The sequence below is a fragment of the Massilia sp. Root335 genome (assembly GCF_001425685.1).
GTDB classification, from domain to species: Bacteria; Pseudomonadota; Gammaproteobacteria; order Burkholderiales; family Burkholderiaceae_D; genus Telluria; species Telluria luteola.
Map to the genome: position 1 here is coordinate 110,732 of NZ_LMCY01000004.1, position 13,824 is coordinate 124,555.

Consider the following 13,824-nt stretch of genomic DNA (forward strand, 5'->3'; position numbering starts at 1 on the left):
ATGCCACAAACAGGGCGCGCGGGTGCTGGCACGGTTCTCGCAAAGACTAGGGTGAGCACGACGAAAACGGCTCGCCAACCAACCCAATCCATTAAGGAGAAACACCATGAAAACCCTGACGATCAAAGACCTGGCCCTGACCTGCGAACTGGACCGCGACGCGATGGCGCGCGTGCGTGGCGGTCACGGCACGATGCAGCAATCGCATCCGCTGTATCCGATGCCGTACTACAGCCCGAGCTACACCTCGACCATCGACGTCAGCCAGAACCTGCAGCAACTGCAGAACGTGACGAACGCGACCGCCAACGGCTCGGCCTTCATCGACGGCGTCACCGCGAACAACAACACGAGCCAGTTCGGCCAGAACAACGTCCTGGTCGCGCACTAAGCAGCACGCCAAGCAGCGCACTCGACGACGCCGGCCCGGCCATCTCGCGATGGCCGGGCTTTTACCCATTTTTTACCCATTTCTCAGGAGGACAATATGGCGACCATCACCATCAAGGATCTGTCCGAAAACACGGACCTGGACCGCAAGGCGATGCAGGCGATCTCGGGCGGCTCGCGTGCCCGTTCCGACGCCGGCGCGCTGCGCCCGGCCGGCACGGGGCCGGCGCGGCCGCAACGGATCGTCGACTTCCGCACCGGCGCCGTACCGGCCGACGCGCCGGACAAGCCACCCCGATAAACCATATAAACCATTTAGACGGATTCGCATGCCGCCCGGCCCGCAAGCCGGGCGGTTTTTTTTGCACCGCCGGGTCCGCCGTTCGCGCCGATCCAACAGTGTCGAACCGGTGTTGGTCCGCGCCCGCCACTTTCTCCCGCCGACAGCGGGAAACGCGTGACAAGCCGGCAATAAAGCCCGGTTTTACGGGGTTTTCTGGGTTGGCACGCATTCTGCTCATACCCTGGTGAGCGCACTTCAAACGCTCTTTCAACCCAATGACCTACTCAAGGAGAAGCAACATGAACACCCTGATCATCACCGACCTGGCCGAGACCCGCGAACTGAACCACGCCGACATGGCCCATGTCCGCGGCGGACACGGCACGAGCATGCCCTGGCTGCCGTCGTACAGCCCGTCGTACGACTCGTCGATCAAGGCGGATCAGAACCTGATGCAATTCCAGGACGTGAAGAACCTGACCGCGAACGGTTCGGCCTTCATCTCCGGCGTCAGCGCCACCAACAACACCGATCAATTCGGGCAAAACAACATCGCCGTCCTGTAAGCCTTCAAGCACACCGAGGAGAACACCATGAAAACCCTGACGATCAACGATCTGGCCGTGAGCTGCGAACTGGATCACAAGCAAATGGCACACGTACGCGGCGGCTACAAGATGGGCAGCCCGTCGTACTCGCTGTTCCCGATGCCGTCCTACACGACGTCCGTCAATGCGACGCAGAACCTGGCCCAGGTCCAGAACGTACTCAACGAGACGGCCGACGGTTCGGCGTTCGTGAGCGGCGTCACCGCCAACAACAACACGTCCCAGTTCGGCCAGAACAATCTGCTGGTCAGCTGATTCGACATCCGATCCGAAAACACTGAACGAAGGAGAACACCATGTCGTCGATCATCATCCAAGACCTCGCCCGTACACGCGTACTGGACACCCATGCCATGTCCGCGATCCGGGGCGGCCAGGCCTTCGGGCCGAACGTGAACGTGAACCTGAACCTCGACCAGCGCATCGCCCAGGTGCAGGACATCAGGGTCAACGTCCTGAACAACAACGGCTCGATCGGGCCCGGCTTCACCGCCCCCGACGTGACCCTGAACCCGTTGCAATGGGCCACCAACAACGCCGTCGTCCCGCTGTAAAAACATCGTTGAAAGGAGCATCATCATGAAAACCCTGATCATCAAAGACCTGACCGTGACGTCCGAACTCGACCACCACGCCATGGCTGCCGTACGCGGCGGGCACGGCATGACCCAGACGTCCTGGTCGCCGTCGTCCGCATCGCCAAAGTTCAGTTCGTCACTGGACGCGACGCAGAACCTGGCCCAGTTCCAGAACGTCGTCAACGCGACCGCGAACGGATCGGCCTTCGTCGAAGGCGTGACCGCGAACAACAACACGAGCCAGTTCGGCCAGAACAATATCGCGGTGGCCGGGCACGCGTGGTAACCAACCCGACGGTGGAGGCCGCATCCCGGCCTCCACCAAGGGAACCAAATCGACAGTCGAGATGTCTGTTTACCGAGGAGATGCACATGGCGCACATCAGGATCGACGACCTCCGCTGCGAGCGCACGCTCGATGCGTGCGCGATGGCGCGCGTGCGCGGCGGCGACGGCGCGGCGTGGTGCTTCGGCTGGATCCAGCCTTACCTGCCCGAGCAAGCACGCGGCGCGCCTGTCATCAATTTTTACCAGATCAATAATTACGCGGACCAGATGATCAACCAGTTCCAGACGGTCAGCGTGAGCAATACGGCGCCGAATTCGGTCGTGACCGTCGGCGTCGACGAACGGAGCACCAACAACGGACACGTTTGATGGGCGAGGCGCTTCAACTTCGCTGGACCTCGGCGGCGCGCAGCGAAACCGGACTGGTGCGCAGCAATAACGAGGATGCCGTACTGGACCGGCCGGCGCGGCGCCTGTGGGCCGTCGCCGACGGCATGGGCGGGCACGCCTACGGCGAAATCGCGAGCGGGATGACGGTGGATGCGCTGGACGCGCTCCCCGCGGACCAGCCCCTGCAACAGGCCGTCGCCGCGGCCCGCGCATGCCTGCTCGGCGTGAACGGCGCGCTGGTGGCCGAAGCCGCCGCGCGCAACGTGCCCGTGATCGGCACGACGCTCGTGCTGCTGCTGGCGTCAGGCCGCACCGGCGTCTGCGTCTGGGCCGGCGACAGCCGCATCTACCTGTGCCGCGGCGGCAGCCTGCACCAGCTCACGCGCGACCACAACCAGTTCGAGGAACTGCAGATCAGGAACCACCTGTCCCCCGCGGACGCATCGGCGTATCCGGGCGCCACCATGATCACGCGCGCACTCGGCGCGGCCGCGACGCTGGAGCTGGACGAAGTGCAGGTGCAGGTCAGCGACGGCGACGTGTTCCTGCTCTGCAGCGACGGCCTGAGCAATGCAGTCGGCGCCGACGATATATTCGGCGCGCTGGCGGGCGGCGACTGCGACCGGGCTGCCGATGCGCTCATCCGGCTCGCGCTGGCCGGAGGCGGGCGCGACAATATCTCCGTCATCGTCGTGCGGGCGGATGACGTCGAGCCCGACCAGACCATCCTCAATCCATCCCTGTGAACCGTCAGTGGCGCCTGAAATCCTTCGAGTGCAGGCCATGCTTCTTGAGCAGGATCTGCAAATGCGAGCGGTTCATGTCCCAGCGCCGCGCCAGCTCGGCCACCGTGCCGCCGACGTCCTTGAGGCCGCGCTCCAGGCAGGCGCGCTCGGCTTCGTCGCTGGCGGCGCGCTTGACCTCGGCCAGGGAGGCCGGCGGCGTTGACGATGCGGCGGGTTGCCCGTCGGATGCGTCCTGTGCCCGCAACGGCGCCGCGGTGGGGCGAATGTCTTCCGGCAGGTGCGCGATGTCCGCCGTGTCGCCGGCCAGGCAGGCCAGGCGGTACACCAGGTTGCGCAATTCGCGGATGTTGCCGGGGTAGGTATAGTCGAGCAGGAAGGCGCGCAATCCGGAGGTCATCGCGACCGGCCTGCGCTTCAAGACCTCGGCCGCCTCGTCGCCGTAATACGCCAGCAACAGCGGGATTTCATCCTTTCTCTCGCGCAGCGGCGGCAGGGTCACGTGGATCACGCTGAGCCGATAAAACAGGTCTTCGCGGAACTGACCCAGTTCGATCAGCTTGCGCAGGTTCTTGTTCGTGGCCGCGACGATGCGGGCGTCGACGGCGATCGTCTCGTCCGACCCGACGCGCTGGATCTCGTGCGACTGCAGCACGCGCAACAGTTTCACTTGTCCCTGCAGCGGCAATTCTCCGATCTCGTCCAGGAAGATCGTGCCCTTGTGCGCGCTTTCGAACTTGCCCTTCCGGTCCGTTGCCGCGCCGGTGAACGCGCCGCGCTTGTGGCCGAACAGTTCCGACTCGATCAGGCTTTCGGGAATCGCGCCGCAGTTGACGGAGATATACGCCTTGTCGGCGCGGGTGCCGTTCGCGTGGATCACCTTGGCCATCAATTCCTTGCCGGTGCCGCTTTCGCCATCGATCAAGACCGGCAAATCGGTGGGCGCCGCCTTTTCCGCGATCTCGAGCGCGTCCAGCAGGCGCGCGTTGTCGCCGAACGTCCCTTCGAACACGAAGCTGCGTGCGAGCAGCGCCTGGCGCCGGTCGCCCTGCGTCTGCTCGGGCTGCGGCGCGGGCTCGCTGCCGAGCGCCTGGATGAAACGCTCCTTGTGCGACAGCTGCATCACCTCGTCGCGCACGGCGTTGGCCTGGCGCAGCAGTTTTTCGATGTCGGGCCGGTCCAGGCTGTTCGCCCAGCGCAGGGTCGAGCGCAGGATCTCGAGCCGTTCCAGCAAGCCCGCATACGACATCGACGAGCCGCGCGGCAGATCCTGGTTAAACAGTTTCATGACATTCACGCCGCGGCCAGCTGCTTCTGCACGAGCTCGTAATACATGCCGCGTCCCGCCAGCAACTCGTCGTGCCGGCCCTGCTCGACGATGCCGCCCTCGTACAGCACGACGATTTTATCGGCCCGCATGATCGTGCTGAGCCGATGCGCGATGATCACGGCCGTGCGCCCCGCGAGGATATCGTGCATGTTGGCGATGATATTGCTTTCGGACTGGGTGTCGAGTGCCGAGGTCGCTTCGTCGAACACGAGCAGCCGCGGGTCCTGGTACAGCGCGCGGGCGATGCACAGGCGCTGCACCTGGCCGCCGGACAGCCCGACGCCGCGCTCGCCCACCACCTGCTCGTACCCGAGCGGCATCTTGCTGATGAATGCGTGCGCATCCGCCATCCTGGCGACCTGCTCGATGCGGCGGCGGTCGGGGCTCTCGTCGCCGCTGGCGATGTTTTCGGAGATGGTGCCGGAAAACAGCAGATTGCTCTGCATGACGTAGCCGACCTGGGCCCGGTAATAATCCTTGTCGATCGCGCTCATGTCGTAGCCGTCGACGAGGATCTTGCCGTCCGTGGGCGCATAAAAGCCGACCAGCAGCTTCGCAAGCGTCGTCTTGCCCGAACCGCTGCGGCCGACGATCGCGACCAGTTCGCCGCGCCTGATGTCGATGCTGATGTTTTCCAGCACGTAGGCCGTGTCGTTGCCGCCGTAGCGGAAATACACGTTCTCGAATTTGACGTCGCCGCGCAGGTCGGGGAGCACGACGCGGCTGGCCGCCTCGCTCGGCTTTTGTTCCGGTTCGATGTCGAGCACGTCGCCGAGGCGTTCCATCGCGACGCCCGCGTCCGCCAGGCGGCTCCACAGCGCGACCAGCCCCATCAACGGTGCCAGCACGCTGCCCATCAGCGCATTGAAGGCGATCAGCTGGCCGATCGTCAATTCGTGGTCGAGCACGAGGCTGGCGCCGGCCCACAGGATCGCGATCGTCGTGCCCGCGTTGAGCAACTGGCTCGCGAGACCGACGAGGATGTTGAACTGCTGGGCGCGGTATTGCGTGTCGAGCGCCTTGACGTATTTCTTTTCCCATTTCAGGCGCACGGGACGCTCGCTGCCCATGCCCTTGATCGTTTCCACGCCGCCCAGCGCCTCCATCAGGAAGGCGTGCGCGTCGGTGGAGGCGTTGAACACGTCGCGCGCGTACTGCTTGATGTGCGGCGTCGCCAGCAGGGTCAGCGCCATGATCGGGACGATGAAGGCGATCAGCAACAAGGTCAGCTTGACGTTGTAGATGAACAGGATAGTGAAATAAATAAACACCATCAGCAGGTTCAGCATCGTCGTGACGGTGGACTCGGTGAGGAAGGCGCGGATCGTCTGGTTTTCCTGGAAGCGCGCGACGATATCGCCTGTCTTGCGCTTGGCAAAGAACGAGAACGGCAGCGACATCGTGTGCTTGAAAAAGCCCGCCATCATCGAAAAGTCGAGGTTGCGCACCATGTAGTTGGCGAGGTAGGCGCGTACGGTCGCCATCAATTGCGAAAACACGTTCGCGATGACGAGCCCGGCAATCAATACGTGCAGCAGGCTGACGTTCTGGTGCACGATGACGCCGTCGAGGATGTTCTGGATGATCAAGGGCGGCACGATGCCGAGCATCTGGATCACGAATGTCGCCAGGAACAGGTGCAGCAGGATCTTCCGGTACGGCCGCAGATACCCGACGAAGCGCAGCCATGGCGAGCGTTCGACAGCGGACGCCACCATGTCCTGGCCGGGCGTGAAGACGAGGCAGGTGCCGCTCCAGCCGCGTTCGAATTCCTCGACGGACAGCTTGCGGAAGCCCACCGCCGGGTCCGCGACCCAGACCTGGCGCGCCGAGATGCCGTACACGATCACGTAATGATAGCCCTCCCAGTGCACGATGAAGGGCAATTCGAAACCCTGCAATGCATCGAACGTGCATTGCACGCCGCGCGCCGAGAAACCGAGCGTTTCGCCGGCGCGCGCGAGGCTGTCCAGGGTCGCGCCCTGCGTGGTGACGTTGGCCAGTTCGCGCAGCTTGCCGAGCGTGACCGACAATCCGTGGTGGCGGCACAGCATGGCCAGGCAGGCCGCGCCGCAATCCATCTCCTCGGCCTGTTCGACCAGGGCGAAGCGGCGGATCACGCGCTCGCCGAACTCGGGCTGCGACTCCAGGTCCAGCTTGAGCGGGCGCTTGCGGCGTTCGGCCAGCTTCTTCTGGCGCTCCAGCTCGCGCTCATTGGCGCGGATGCGGTCTTCCAGCACCTCGCGCAGGCCGGCGTTGCGCTCGAGGATCATGTGCGCCGTCTTTTCGGGGATGACGAGCAGGGTGACTGGCGTGGCGGCCACGGCCGATGCCATCTGTTCCTGCCGCATCAGGCATGCTTTTTCGCCGAACGTGTCCCCCGGCTGCAGCGTGGCGAGCGTGAATGCCTCGGCCCCGTCGTGGTAGACCAGTTTTATTTGCCCCTGGCGCAGCACGTACAGGCGGTGGTCGTCGCGCCCGCCCTGCGTGAGGATGTCCTTGCCGGCCGCGACGCGCTTGACGCCGACGCTGCGCACGACGTCTTCCAGTTCTTCCTTGCCGACCTTGCCGCGCAGGTCGAACAGGCGCGCCACGAGGCCGCCGGCGGAGCCGATCGCGACATAGCTCGTGACGAAGCCGAGCGCTTCCGGATTGCGCGCCAGCACCGGCTCGATGGCCGCGCGCGGGATCAGCCACAGCTCCGTCTTGAGCGAGGCGCGCGCCGACAATTCGTGGTGCGCGTCGCGCAGCATGGCGATGTCGCCGAACGTTTCTCCGGTTTTACGTACGCCGATGCTGAGCTCCTTGCCGTGCTCGTCTGAGAACACGCGCACGGAACCGGATTTCACCACATACAGTCCCTCGGCCGGCTCGCCGGCCTTGCAGACCGTGTCGCCGAATGCGTAATGGCGCACCTGGATCGCTTCCGCCAACCGTTCCAGTTCGTCGCGCCCGAGCGGGGACAGTATCTCGACCGACGACAGGAAGTCGGCGGGCGACTGCACGGCGGACGGCGTGGCCATGATGCGCGGCCACGCTCAGCGCACCGGACACGCTTCGATCACGTGCTCCTGTGCGCGCGCCATCAGCCACTCTTCGCGCAGCAGGCGGCGCACCTCGGCGGCCGTGTCGGCATCGAGCGTGGCGGGGTGCTTCGCGTTGACGCAAAAGATTTCGTAGCACGCGCCGTCGGGCGACGGAAACGGCCCGAGCAGTTCGCCCGCACGCGCATTGAACACGCGCGCCTCGATGTCGCCCTTGAGCGAACCGCGCAATACCTTGCCGATGAGGCCGCCCTGCTGGCGCGTGCCCTCGTCGATCGAATGCTCGCGCGCCATCTCGGCGAACGCGCCCGGCTCTTCCTGCAGCACGGACATCATCTCGCGCGCGGCGCCCTCGGAATCGAGCACGACGTGGCTGACCTCGACGCTGTCGAAGCGCGGCGAATTGAGTTTGAAATATTGCGCGACGGCGGCCTCGGTGCAGACTTGCTCCAGCATCTTGTCCTGGTACAGGCTGTCGGTGATGTAGGTCTCGAATTCGTCCAGGGAGACGCCGAGCGCGTCGAGGTAGTGATTGGTGTCGGCGGCGCGGTGCAGGCCGAGCGCGCGGCGGAATTCGTCGGCGCGCGCCTGGATCTGCTCGGGCGCGAGCACGAGGCCCGCCTGGCGCGCGGCGCGCGCCGTGAGCCGGTCGCGCACCATCTGCTCGACGAGTCCCTCGAACTGCCCGCCCAGCTTCAGCGTACGGATGAAGTCGTCCGTCGTGATCACTTCGTCGTCGATGCGCACGATGCCTGCCATGGTCACGCTCCTGCCGCCGGGTGCAGTCCGGGGCAGGTGTTAGAGCGTGCGGCGGGGTGAAGGTTCGCGCCGCATCGCGCGGTTCAGCGCATTATCTCCCGGACGGCCACCGCGCCCTCGAACGGCGGAGTGCCGTCGGCGAACGTCAGCGTGGACGGCGCCACCTCCGCCAGCGGAACGCGCACCCTGGCGCCACCCCATTCGCGGATGGCGAAACGCCGGGCCGTCCGCGCGTCCTCGAACAAGGCATAGCCCGCGTGACCGTTGCGTGCATGACCGATCGGGACTGCGTCCGCCGGATCGTCGAGGCCGTCGCGCCGGTTGTCGACGATGGCCCGGCAGATGAACGCATCGGCCGTCTTCCGCGCCGCCGGCGTGGCGAGGCCGTCCGCGATCGCGCCGTGCAGCCGTGCCTTGAGGGCCTCGCGGTACAGGGCGGGACGGCCGCGCGTACGGAAGACGCAGCGGGCGCGTACGGCCGTGCCGGCGTCGGGCACATGGCGGTCGAGCACCCGGCGCAGGCCGGCCAGATGGGATGGGGGCGTCGTTTCCCAGACGCGCTCCAGGTCCCAGGCGATGCGCAGGCGGGGCGTTCCGCCGAAAATGGTCGTGTGTTCGCGCCGGTAGTGCGCGAGCAGGCGCGCGACGACGGCCTCCAGGCCGTCGCGTTCGTGGGACGATGTCTCGGCGGCGCGCACCGCGAGCGCGCGGGCGCGGTCCAGGCCGCACAGGCGCAGCAGTTCGCGGTCGACGACGAACCGGTAGTGCCGATACGCCTGGTCGAGCAGCCGGCCGACTTCGTCCGGCGCCGCGTAACGCGGATCGACGTAGCGCCCCCAGTGCCGCGCCAACGCCGCCGCGCCGCGCGCCAGCACGGTCAACTCTTCGCCATAGGGCAAATCTCCCCAGATCGTGCCGATGCTGGCCCATCCCGGCATGGCGGCCATCGCACCGAAATCGACCAGCTTGCCGTCGAGGCAAATGTTGGAGGTGCTGTCGCCGCAATGCGGCAGGCGGTGCACCCAGGCGTACGCCATCTGCTCGGCCCAGCGCCACCACACGTCCCGGTACAGCCGGTCGAGCCCCGCCCGTCCGATGGCGCGGCTCGCCTGCGTGAAGAAACGGGCAACGCGTTCCTGGTCGCGCGCCCCGGTCAGCGGGGTGCCGTCGTCGAACAGGTAGGCGCGTTCGAAATGTGCGGGCCGCAGGAACACCGGACGGACCAGCAATGTGCGGCGCTCGATGAACGGGCCGTCCGGTGTCTCCCACTGCTGCACGAGGCCGGTGTCGATGATGCCCAGGGTCGGGACGGCGCCGTGCGGAAATTCGGCGGCGACCAGTTCGGACAGGATCGCTTCGCGCAGACACTCCTCCAGGTAGGCGCCGCCCGAGGCATGCGCCTGGTCGGTGCCGGCGCCGATCAGCGCAGTGCGGCCCGTTCCCTTCACGTGATAGCCGCCCACGACCGCCGCGCGGCCGCTGCCGCCGTTCCAGCCAATGCCGGTGCCGCCGTAGCGATCGGCCCAGCCGGTCACCGCCGCGCCGGATGGCGCATCGGCGCAGGCCGCACGTTCCAGCAAGTGCGCGCCATACGCCCGCGCGTCGTCCACGCCGGCCGGCCGGGACGGATCGTCGACCATGGCGCGCGGATTGAGCCAGACGATGCCGGCGTCCGCGCAACGCGCCAGCGTCACGGGCACCTGGCCCGTCGCCGCGCCGAACAGCCACGCGGCGGTAGCGCCGTCGAATGCGTGGCACTGCGGATCGGTCGTCGTGTTCATGCAGCTTCCTCCCGTCGATAGCGGCGCGCACCGGCATATTCGGCTTCGATATCGGCCCGGCGGTGCGGCGCAGCGAGGATGTCCGTCACGCACCGCACGGTGCCGGCGTTCCAGGTCTCGGGCGGCAGCGCATGCAAGGCCGGTTGCCGTGCCAGCCCGTCGTCGTCCAGCAGCGCCCACGTCGCCAGGCCGGCCGGGGTGCCGCCGGCATCGTCATGAAAATGGTATTGGCCGAGTGAGATCGGGGTCCACAACCGGTGCTGGACCTCGTTCGGACCCAGTCCCGCGAACCCGCCGGCGGCGTGGGCCAGCGTCATGCATTTGCCAAGCGTGATGGCCATGTGCAGCATGCCGCGCGCACCGTGGGCAAAATTCGGATAGGCCGCCACGACGGCGGCGGCGTCCGGCGGCGGGCCCACATGCCGCAACCGGCCCGCCAGCTCGGCGCTCCCCACCATCTTGGCGATGCGCCGCCCGTGCTTGTAGCGGAAATAGGTAACGCTGTCGGCCTGCGGCAGGATCGCGCTGCGCAGCGCGTCGAGCGCGCCGGTCACGTGGCCGTTGAAAGCGACGAAGTCGACGATCCACGGCCGCTCTCCGCCGCACAGCGCCGCCGCGGGCATGCGGATAAAACCATGGCGCAGCGCCGCCTGTTCGGCGTGCAGGTCGAGCCAGGCGAACGAGACGCACGCGGCGACCCGGCCGAACCCGTCGAACAGCACATCGCACTGCCCGGCCGATACCAGCGCCAGGTAGCGTGCCGCCAGATCGTCGAACGATGCCACTTTGTCGCCCAGGCAGATCCAGGCGAATCCCTGGCGCGCGAACCGCAGCGCCGCGTCATCCAGGCCGGGCCGCAGCGCGCGCGCCCATTCGTCGAGCCGCATCAGACGCATGCGTGATCCTCCTCCACATCATATGCGCCGGACAAGGCGACGGCACCTTCGAACGGCGCGCGCTCCGCATCGACGAACCGCAGCGACGACGGCGTCAGGCCGGCGATCGCATGGCTTGCGCCGGCGGCGTCTTCGTCGACCGCGCACAAGGTCCCGTCCTCATGACGGAACAACGCGTACGACGCCGCATCGCCGACGGCGAAGCCGGCGCAGGCCGCATCCGGCAGCTCGCAATGCGCATCGCGCCGGTTGGCGGCCACGCCGGAAGCGATGAAGCGTTCGATCCGCTCCCGTTCCGGTTCCCGTCCCGCGGCCGACGGATCCAGTGCGCGGAAGATCGCGCGCCGCGCCGTTTCGCGATACAGACCGGGGCGGCCGGTGGCCAGCAGGACGCTGCGGCGCGCGGCCAGGTCGCGCGCGCCGGGCGGGACGATGCGCTCGAGGGCGTCGCGCAGCGGATGCAGATGGGGCGGCACGTCGCTCTGCCAGACCTTGTCGATGTCCCAAGGTGCGGCGCCCGCGGGGACGGCGTCGATCAGGTCGAGCCGCTCGCGCTGGCAGATGCCGATCAGCCGGTGCGCCAGCGGCCACCAGTGCGCCCCGGCGCGCGCCTGGGCGCCGGCTGTAGCGCGGTCGATGCCGGCCAGGCGCAGCATTTCCGTCACCGTCCCGGTGCGGAATGCGTGGTCGATGTCGCCGTGCAGCGCGTCCAGCGCCGCGGGGTCCGCCAGGCCGGCATCGAGGTAACGTCCGAAGAAATAGGCATGCGTGCGCAGTTGCTGTGGCGCGAGGCGGCGCAGGTCGTCGAAGGACTGGCGCGCCAGCACCGTCGCCGCATCCGCCCAGGACGGCACGGACGACGTGGCGCCGAAGTCCAGCATTTTGCCGTCGAAGCAGATGTTCGACATGGTGTTGCTACCGTGGACGATACGGTGAATGAAACCGTAGGCGAGCTGCTCGGCCCAGCGGACCCACAGCATGCGGTAGCGCGCGTGAAAGTCCGCCTTGCCCAGCAGGCGCTCGCTGGCGCGGAACATGTGGAGCACGCGTTCGCTGTCCGCTGCGCCTTCGGCCGGATTGCCGGACATATAGGCGGTGGCGCGGACGTAGTGGGCCGGCCGCACGAAGCAGGGCCGCACCACCAGCACGCGGCGCTCGATCTTGCCGTCGTGGGCCCAATGCTGGACCAGGCCCGTATCGATGATCGCCAGCACGGGCACGGCGGCGTGCGGGAACTCGGCGCGGACGACTTCCGCGACCATCGTCTCGCGCACGGCTTCCTCGAGGTAGGCGCCGCCGGACGCGTGCGCCGCGTCCGTGCGCACGCTGACCAGCGGGGTCCGGCCCACGCCCTTGACGAGATAAGCGCCGATGACCGCGGCCCGGCCGCTGCCGCCGTTCAGGCCGATGCCGGCGCCGCCGTAGCGGTCGGCGTGGGCGACGATGCGGTCGGCGGGATCGAAGCCATCGGCCCACGCCGCGTTGTCCGGCTCCGCCATCGCGTACGCGCACGTGGCCAGCAGGTGTGCCTCATAGGCTTCCGACGTGCCGCCCGGCGCCGCGTGGACGGGATCGGCCGCCGCGGCGCGCCGGTTCAGCCACAGCACGCGCGCGTGGCGCAGGCGCTGCAACGTCACCGGCACGTGCCGGCCGTGCGCGCCGAACAGCTGCGCGCCGTCGTGCGCGTCGAGCCATGAAAGATCGGTCATCGTGCCTCCTCGAACGCGTTACGCGCGGCCCAGCGCGTGATCGCCGCGGCGCCCGCGTCGCGTCCGACCCGCTGCACGGACGCGGCGCGCCCGTCGCGCGGCGGGGTGTACAGAAAAATGTGGCGCTGGTGCGGGAACAGGTCCGCGCACATGTCGTCCATGACCTGCGCACGGACCGGCGCCGACAGCAGCACGTCGCACAGGCACAGGATCCGGCCTTCGTTCCACTCCGAGACGTGCGCCGCGTGCAGCGGCGTGGCGGGCAGGCCCGCGACGGTGTGCGGCGACAGCCAGGCCCAGGTCAGCAGCCCGGCGGGCGTGCCGTCCGCGGCGCGATAGACGCGCACCTGTTCCAGCACGGCCAGGTCGCGCAGCACGGCGCCGTGCCACAGGGGCGAGCGCAGGCCGGGATCGCAGCGCCGCAGCGCGAGCAGGGACGATCCGAGCGCGATCGCGTTGTGCAGGTGGTCGCGGTGCTTGTCCAGCAGGGACGCGTTCGCGGCCAGGGCAAGGGCAGCATCGGGACGCGCGGCGGGGGCGCGGAAGAACGCGGTGCGGTCGGCGCGCGCGATGCGCTTGGCGATCCGGCGCATGCCCCGGTAGCGGAAATAGGTGACCTCGTCGTGGTCGCGCAGGACGCGGTCGCGCAAGTCGGCCAGGATCGCGCGCAGGCCGCGGCCGTACGCAAAGAAATCGAGGATCCATAGCGCGCCTTCGGCCTCGTGGGAGAGGGTGGCGACGGCGTCCGGTCCGTGCGCGAGCAGGGCGGCGGTGCCCTGGGCGCTGGCCAACGTCCAGTTGACGAAACCGATGCCGCGGCCCATCGCGTCGACATAGAACACGTAGCGGCCGCTGTCCAGCGCGGCGAAGGTCGGCTGCAGGCAGCGGCCGAGCCGGGCGCCGCCCCAGCGCGGTCCGAGGAAGTTTACGGCCAGGCCGAGCGCCAGCGCCTGGCGCGTGGTCGCGTCGGCGGCGATGCCCAGCCGGTCGGCCAGGTCGGTCAAGGGAAACACGTTCATCGGTGC

General features: G+C 67.7%; 15 protein-coding genes. 8 read left to right on the forward strand and 7 right to left on the reverse strand.

The features are described from left to right. Positions 1–106: 106 nt before the first annotated feature. The 8 genes from ASC93_RS03760 (at position 107) to ASC93_RS03795 (ending at position 3,283) form a co-directional block, all read left to right on the forward strand. Positions 107–391 (forward strand): hypothetical protein, encoded by a 285-nt coding sequence (locus tag ASC93_RS03760; protein WP_056437284.1) that lies wholly within the window; start codon positions 107–109, stop codon positions 389–391. A gap of 96 nt (positions 392–487) precedes the next feature. Beyond that, the gene (locus tag ASC93_RS03765; RefSeq protein WP_056437289.1) at positions 488–691 is read left to right on the forward strand and encodes a hypothetical protein; all 204 of its coding nucleotides are present in this window, start codon (positions 488–490) and stop codon (positions 689–691) included. Between the two features lie 281 nt (positions 692–972). Further along, positions 973–1,239: a hypothetical protein gene (locus tag ASC93_RS03770; RefSeq protein ID WP_056437292.1), complete on the forward strand. Its 267-nt coding sequence runs from the start codon at positions 973–975 to the stop codon at positions 1,237–1,239. Between the two features lie 27 nt (positions 1,240–1,266). Further along, positions 1,267–1,536: a hypothetical protein gene (locus tag ASC93_RS03775; RefSeq protein WP_056437295.1), complete on the forward strand. Its 270-nt coding sequence runs from the start codon at positions 1,267–1,269 to the stop codon at positions 1,534–1,536. Positions 1,537–1,577: 41 nt separating this feature from the next. Further along, entirely contained in the window at positions 1,578–1,835 is a 258-nt protein-coding gene (locus ASC93_RS03780; RefSeq protein WP_056437298.1) for a hypothetical protein, read from the forward strand. A 25-nt stretch (positions 1,836–1,860) separates the two neighbouring features. Further along, entirely contained in the window at positions 1,861–2,145 is a 285-nt protein-coding gene (locus ASC93_RS03785; protein WP_056437301.1) for a hypothetical protein, read from the forward strand. Positions 2,146–2,231: 86 nt separating this feature from the next. Further along, positions 2,232–2,516: a hypothetical protein gene (locus ASC93_RS03790; RefSeq protein ID WP_056437304.1), complete on the forward strand. Its 285-nt coding sequence runs from the start codon at positions 2,232–2,234 to the stop codon at positions 2,514–2,516. Next, a complete protein-coding gene (locus ASC93_RS03795) occupies positions 2,516–3,283 on the forward strand; it encodes a PP2C family serine/threonine-protein phosphatase (RefSeq protein ID WP_056437307.1) in 768 nt (255 codons plus the stop codon). The genes ASC93_RS03790 and ASC93_RS03795 overlap by 1 nt, the downstream gene beginning before the upstream one ends. A 4-nt stretch (positions 3,284–3,287) precedes the next feature. On the opposite strand, the gene ASC93_RS03800 is transcribed toward ASC93_RS03795, so the two are convergent. The 7 genes from ASC93_RS03800 to ASC93_RS03830 all read right to left on the reverse strand — a co-directional run bounded on the left by ASC93_RS03800 (position 3,288) and on the right by ASC93_RS03830 (position 13,818). Beyond that, positions 3,288–4,568, reverse strand: a complete 1,281-nt coding sequence (locus tag ASC93_RS03800) for a sigma-54-dependent Fis family transcriptional regulator (RefSeq protein WP_056437311.1) — start codon at positions 4,566–4,568, stop codon at positions 3,288–3,290. Between the two features lie 5 nt (positions 4,569–4,573). Then, positions 4,574–7,633 carry a peptidase domain-containing ABC transporter gene (locus ASC93_RS03805; RefSeq protein WP_056437314.1) on the reverse strand — a complete coding sequence of 1,020 codons (3,060 nt, stop codon included), beginning with the start codon at positions 7,631–7,633 and terminating at the stop codon, positions 4,574–4,576. Between the two features lie 15 nt (positions 7,634–7,648). Beyond that, positions 7,649–8,413, reverse strand: coding sequence for a peptidylprolyl isomerase (locus ASC93_RS03810; RefSeq protein ID WP_056437318.1), 765 nt, complete (start codon positions 8,411–8,413; stop codon positions 7,649–7,651). Positions 8,414–8,496: 83 nt separating this feature from the next. After that, on the reverse strand, positions 8,497–10,194 hold the full coding sequence (locus ASC93_RS03815) for a hypothetical protein (protein ID WP_056437322.1): 1,698 nt from the start codon (positions 10,192–10,194) through the stop codon (positions 8,497–8,499). After that, positions 10,191–11,090, reverse strand: coding sequence for a toxin-activating lysine-acyltransferase (locus ASC93_RS03820; protein ID WP_056437325.1), 900 nt, complete (start codon positions 11,088–11,090; stop codon positions 10,191–10,193). The genes ASC93_RS03815 and ASC93_RS03820 overlap by 4 nt, the downstream gene beginning before the upstream one ends. Further along, complete coding sequence (locus tag ASC93_RS03825) at positions 11,081–12,799, reverse strand: hypothetical protein (RefSeq protein WP_056437327.1); 1,719 nt, start codon at positions 12,797–12,799, stop codon at positions 11,081–11,083. Before ASC93_RS03825 ends, ASC93_RS03820 begins: the two co-directional genes overlap by 10 nt. Then, entirely contained in the window at positions 12,796–13,818 is a 1,023-nt protein-coding gene (locus ASC93_RS03830; protein WP_056437329.1) for a toxin-activating lysine-acyltransferase, read from the reverse strand. Before ASC93_RS03830 ends, ASC93_RS03825 begins: the two co-directional genes overlap by 4 nt. Positions 13,819–13,824: the final 6 nt, after the last annotated feature.

Bases quoted from the DNA above. Each gene is read 5' to 3' on its own strand.
- ASC93_RS03760 (WP_056437284.1), top strand. From the start codon at position 107: ATGAAAACCCTGACGATCAAAGACCTGGCCCTGACCTGCGAACTGGAC.
- ASC93_RS03765 (WP_056437289.1), top strand. From the start codon at position 488: ATGGCGACCATCACCATCAAGGATCTGTCCGAAAACACGGACCTGGAC.
- ASC93_RS03770 (WP_056437292.1), top strand. From the start codon at position 973: ATGAACACCCTGATCATCACCGACCTGGCCGAGACCCGCGAACTGAAC.
- ASC93_RS03775 (WP_056437295.1), top strand. From the start codon at position 1,267: ATGAAAACCCTGACGATCAACGATCTGGCCGTGAGCTGCGAACTGGAT.
- ASC93_RS03780 (WP_056437298.1), top strand. From the start codon at position 1,578: ATGTCGTCGATCATCATCCAAGACCTCGCCCGTACACGCGTACTGGAC.
- ASC93_RS03785 (WP_056437301.1), top strand. From the start codon at position 1,861: ATGAAAACCCTGATCATCAAAGACCTGACCGTGACGTCCGAACTCGAC.
- ASC93_RS03790 (WP_056437304.1), top strand. From the start codon at position 2,232: ATGGCGCACATCAGGATCGACGACCTCCGCTGCGAGCGCACGCTCGAT.
- ASC93_RS03795 (WP_056437307.1), top strand. From the start codon at position 2,516: ATGGGCGAGGCGCTTCAACTTCGCTGGACCTCGGCGGCGCGCAGCGAA.
- ASC93_RS03800 (WP_056437311.1), bottom strand. From the start codon at position 4,568: ATGAAACTGTTTAACCAGGATCTGCCGCGCGGCTCGTCGATGTCGTAT.
- ASC93_RS03805 (WP_056437314.1), bottom strand. From the start codon at position 7,633: ATGGCCACGCCGTCCGCCGTGCAGTCGCCCGCCGACTTCCTGTCGTCG.
- ASC93_RS03810 (WP_056437318.1), bottom strand. From the start codon at position 8,413: ATGGCAGGCATCGTGCGCATCGACGACGAAGTGATCACGACGGACGAC.
- ASC93_RS03815 (WP_056437322.1), bottom strand. From the start codon at position 10,194: ATGAACACGACGACCGATCCGCAGTGCCACGCATTCGACGGCGCTACC.
- ASC93_RS03820 (WP_056437325.1), bottom strand. From the start codon at position 11,090: ATGCGTCTGATGCGGCTCGACGAATGGGCGCGCGCGCTGCGGCCCGGC.
- ASC93_RS03825 (WP_056437327.1), bottom strand. From the start codon at position 12,799: ATGACCGATCTTTCATGGCTCGACGCGCACGACGGCGCGCAGCTGTTC.
- ASC93_RS03830 (WP_056437329.1), bottom strand. From the start codon at position 13,818: ATGAACGTGTTTCCCTTGACCGACCTGGCCGACCGGCTGGGCATCGCC.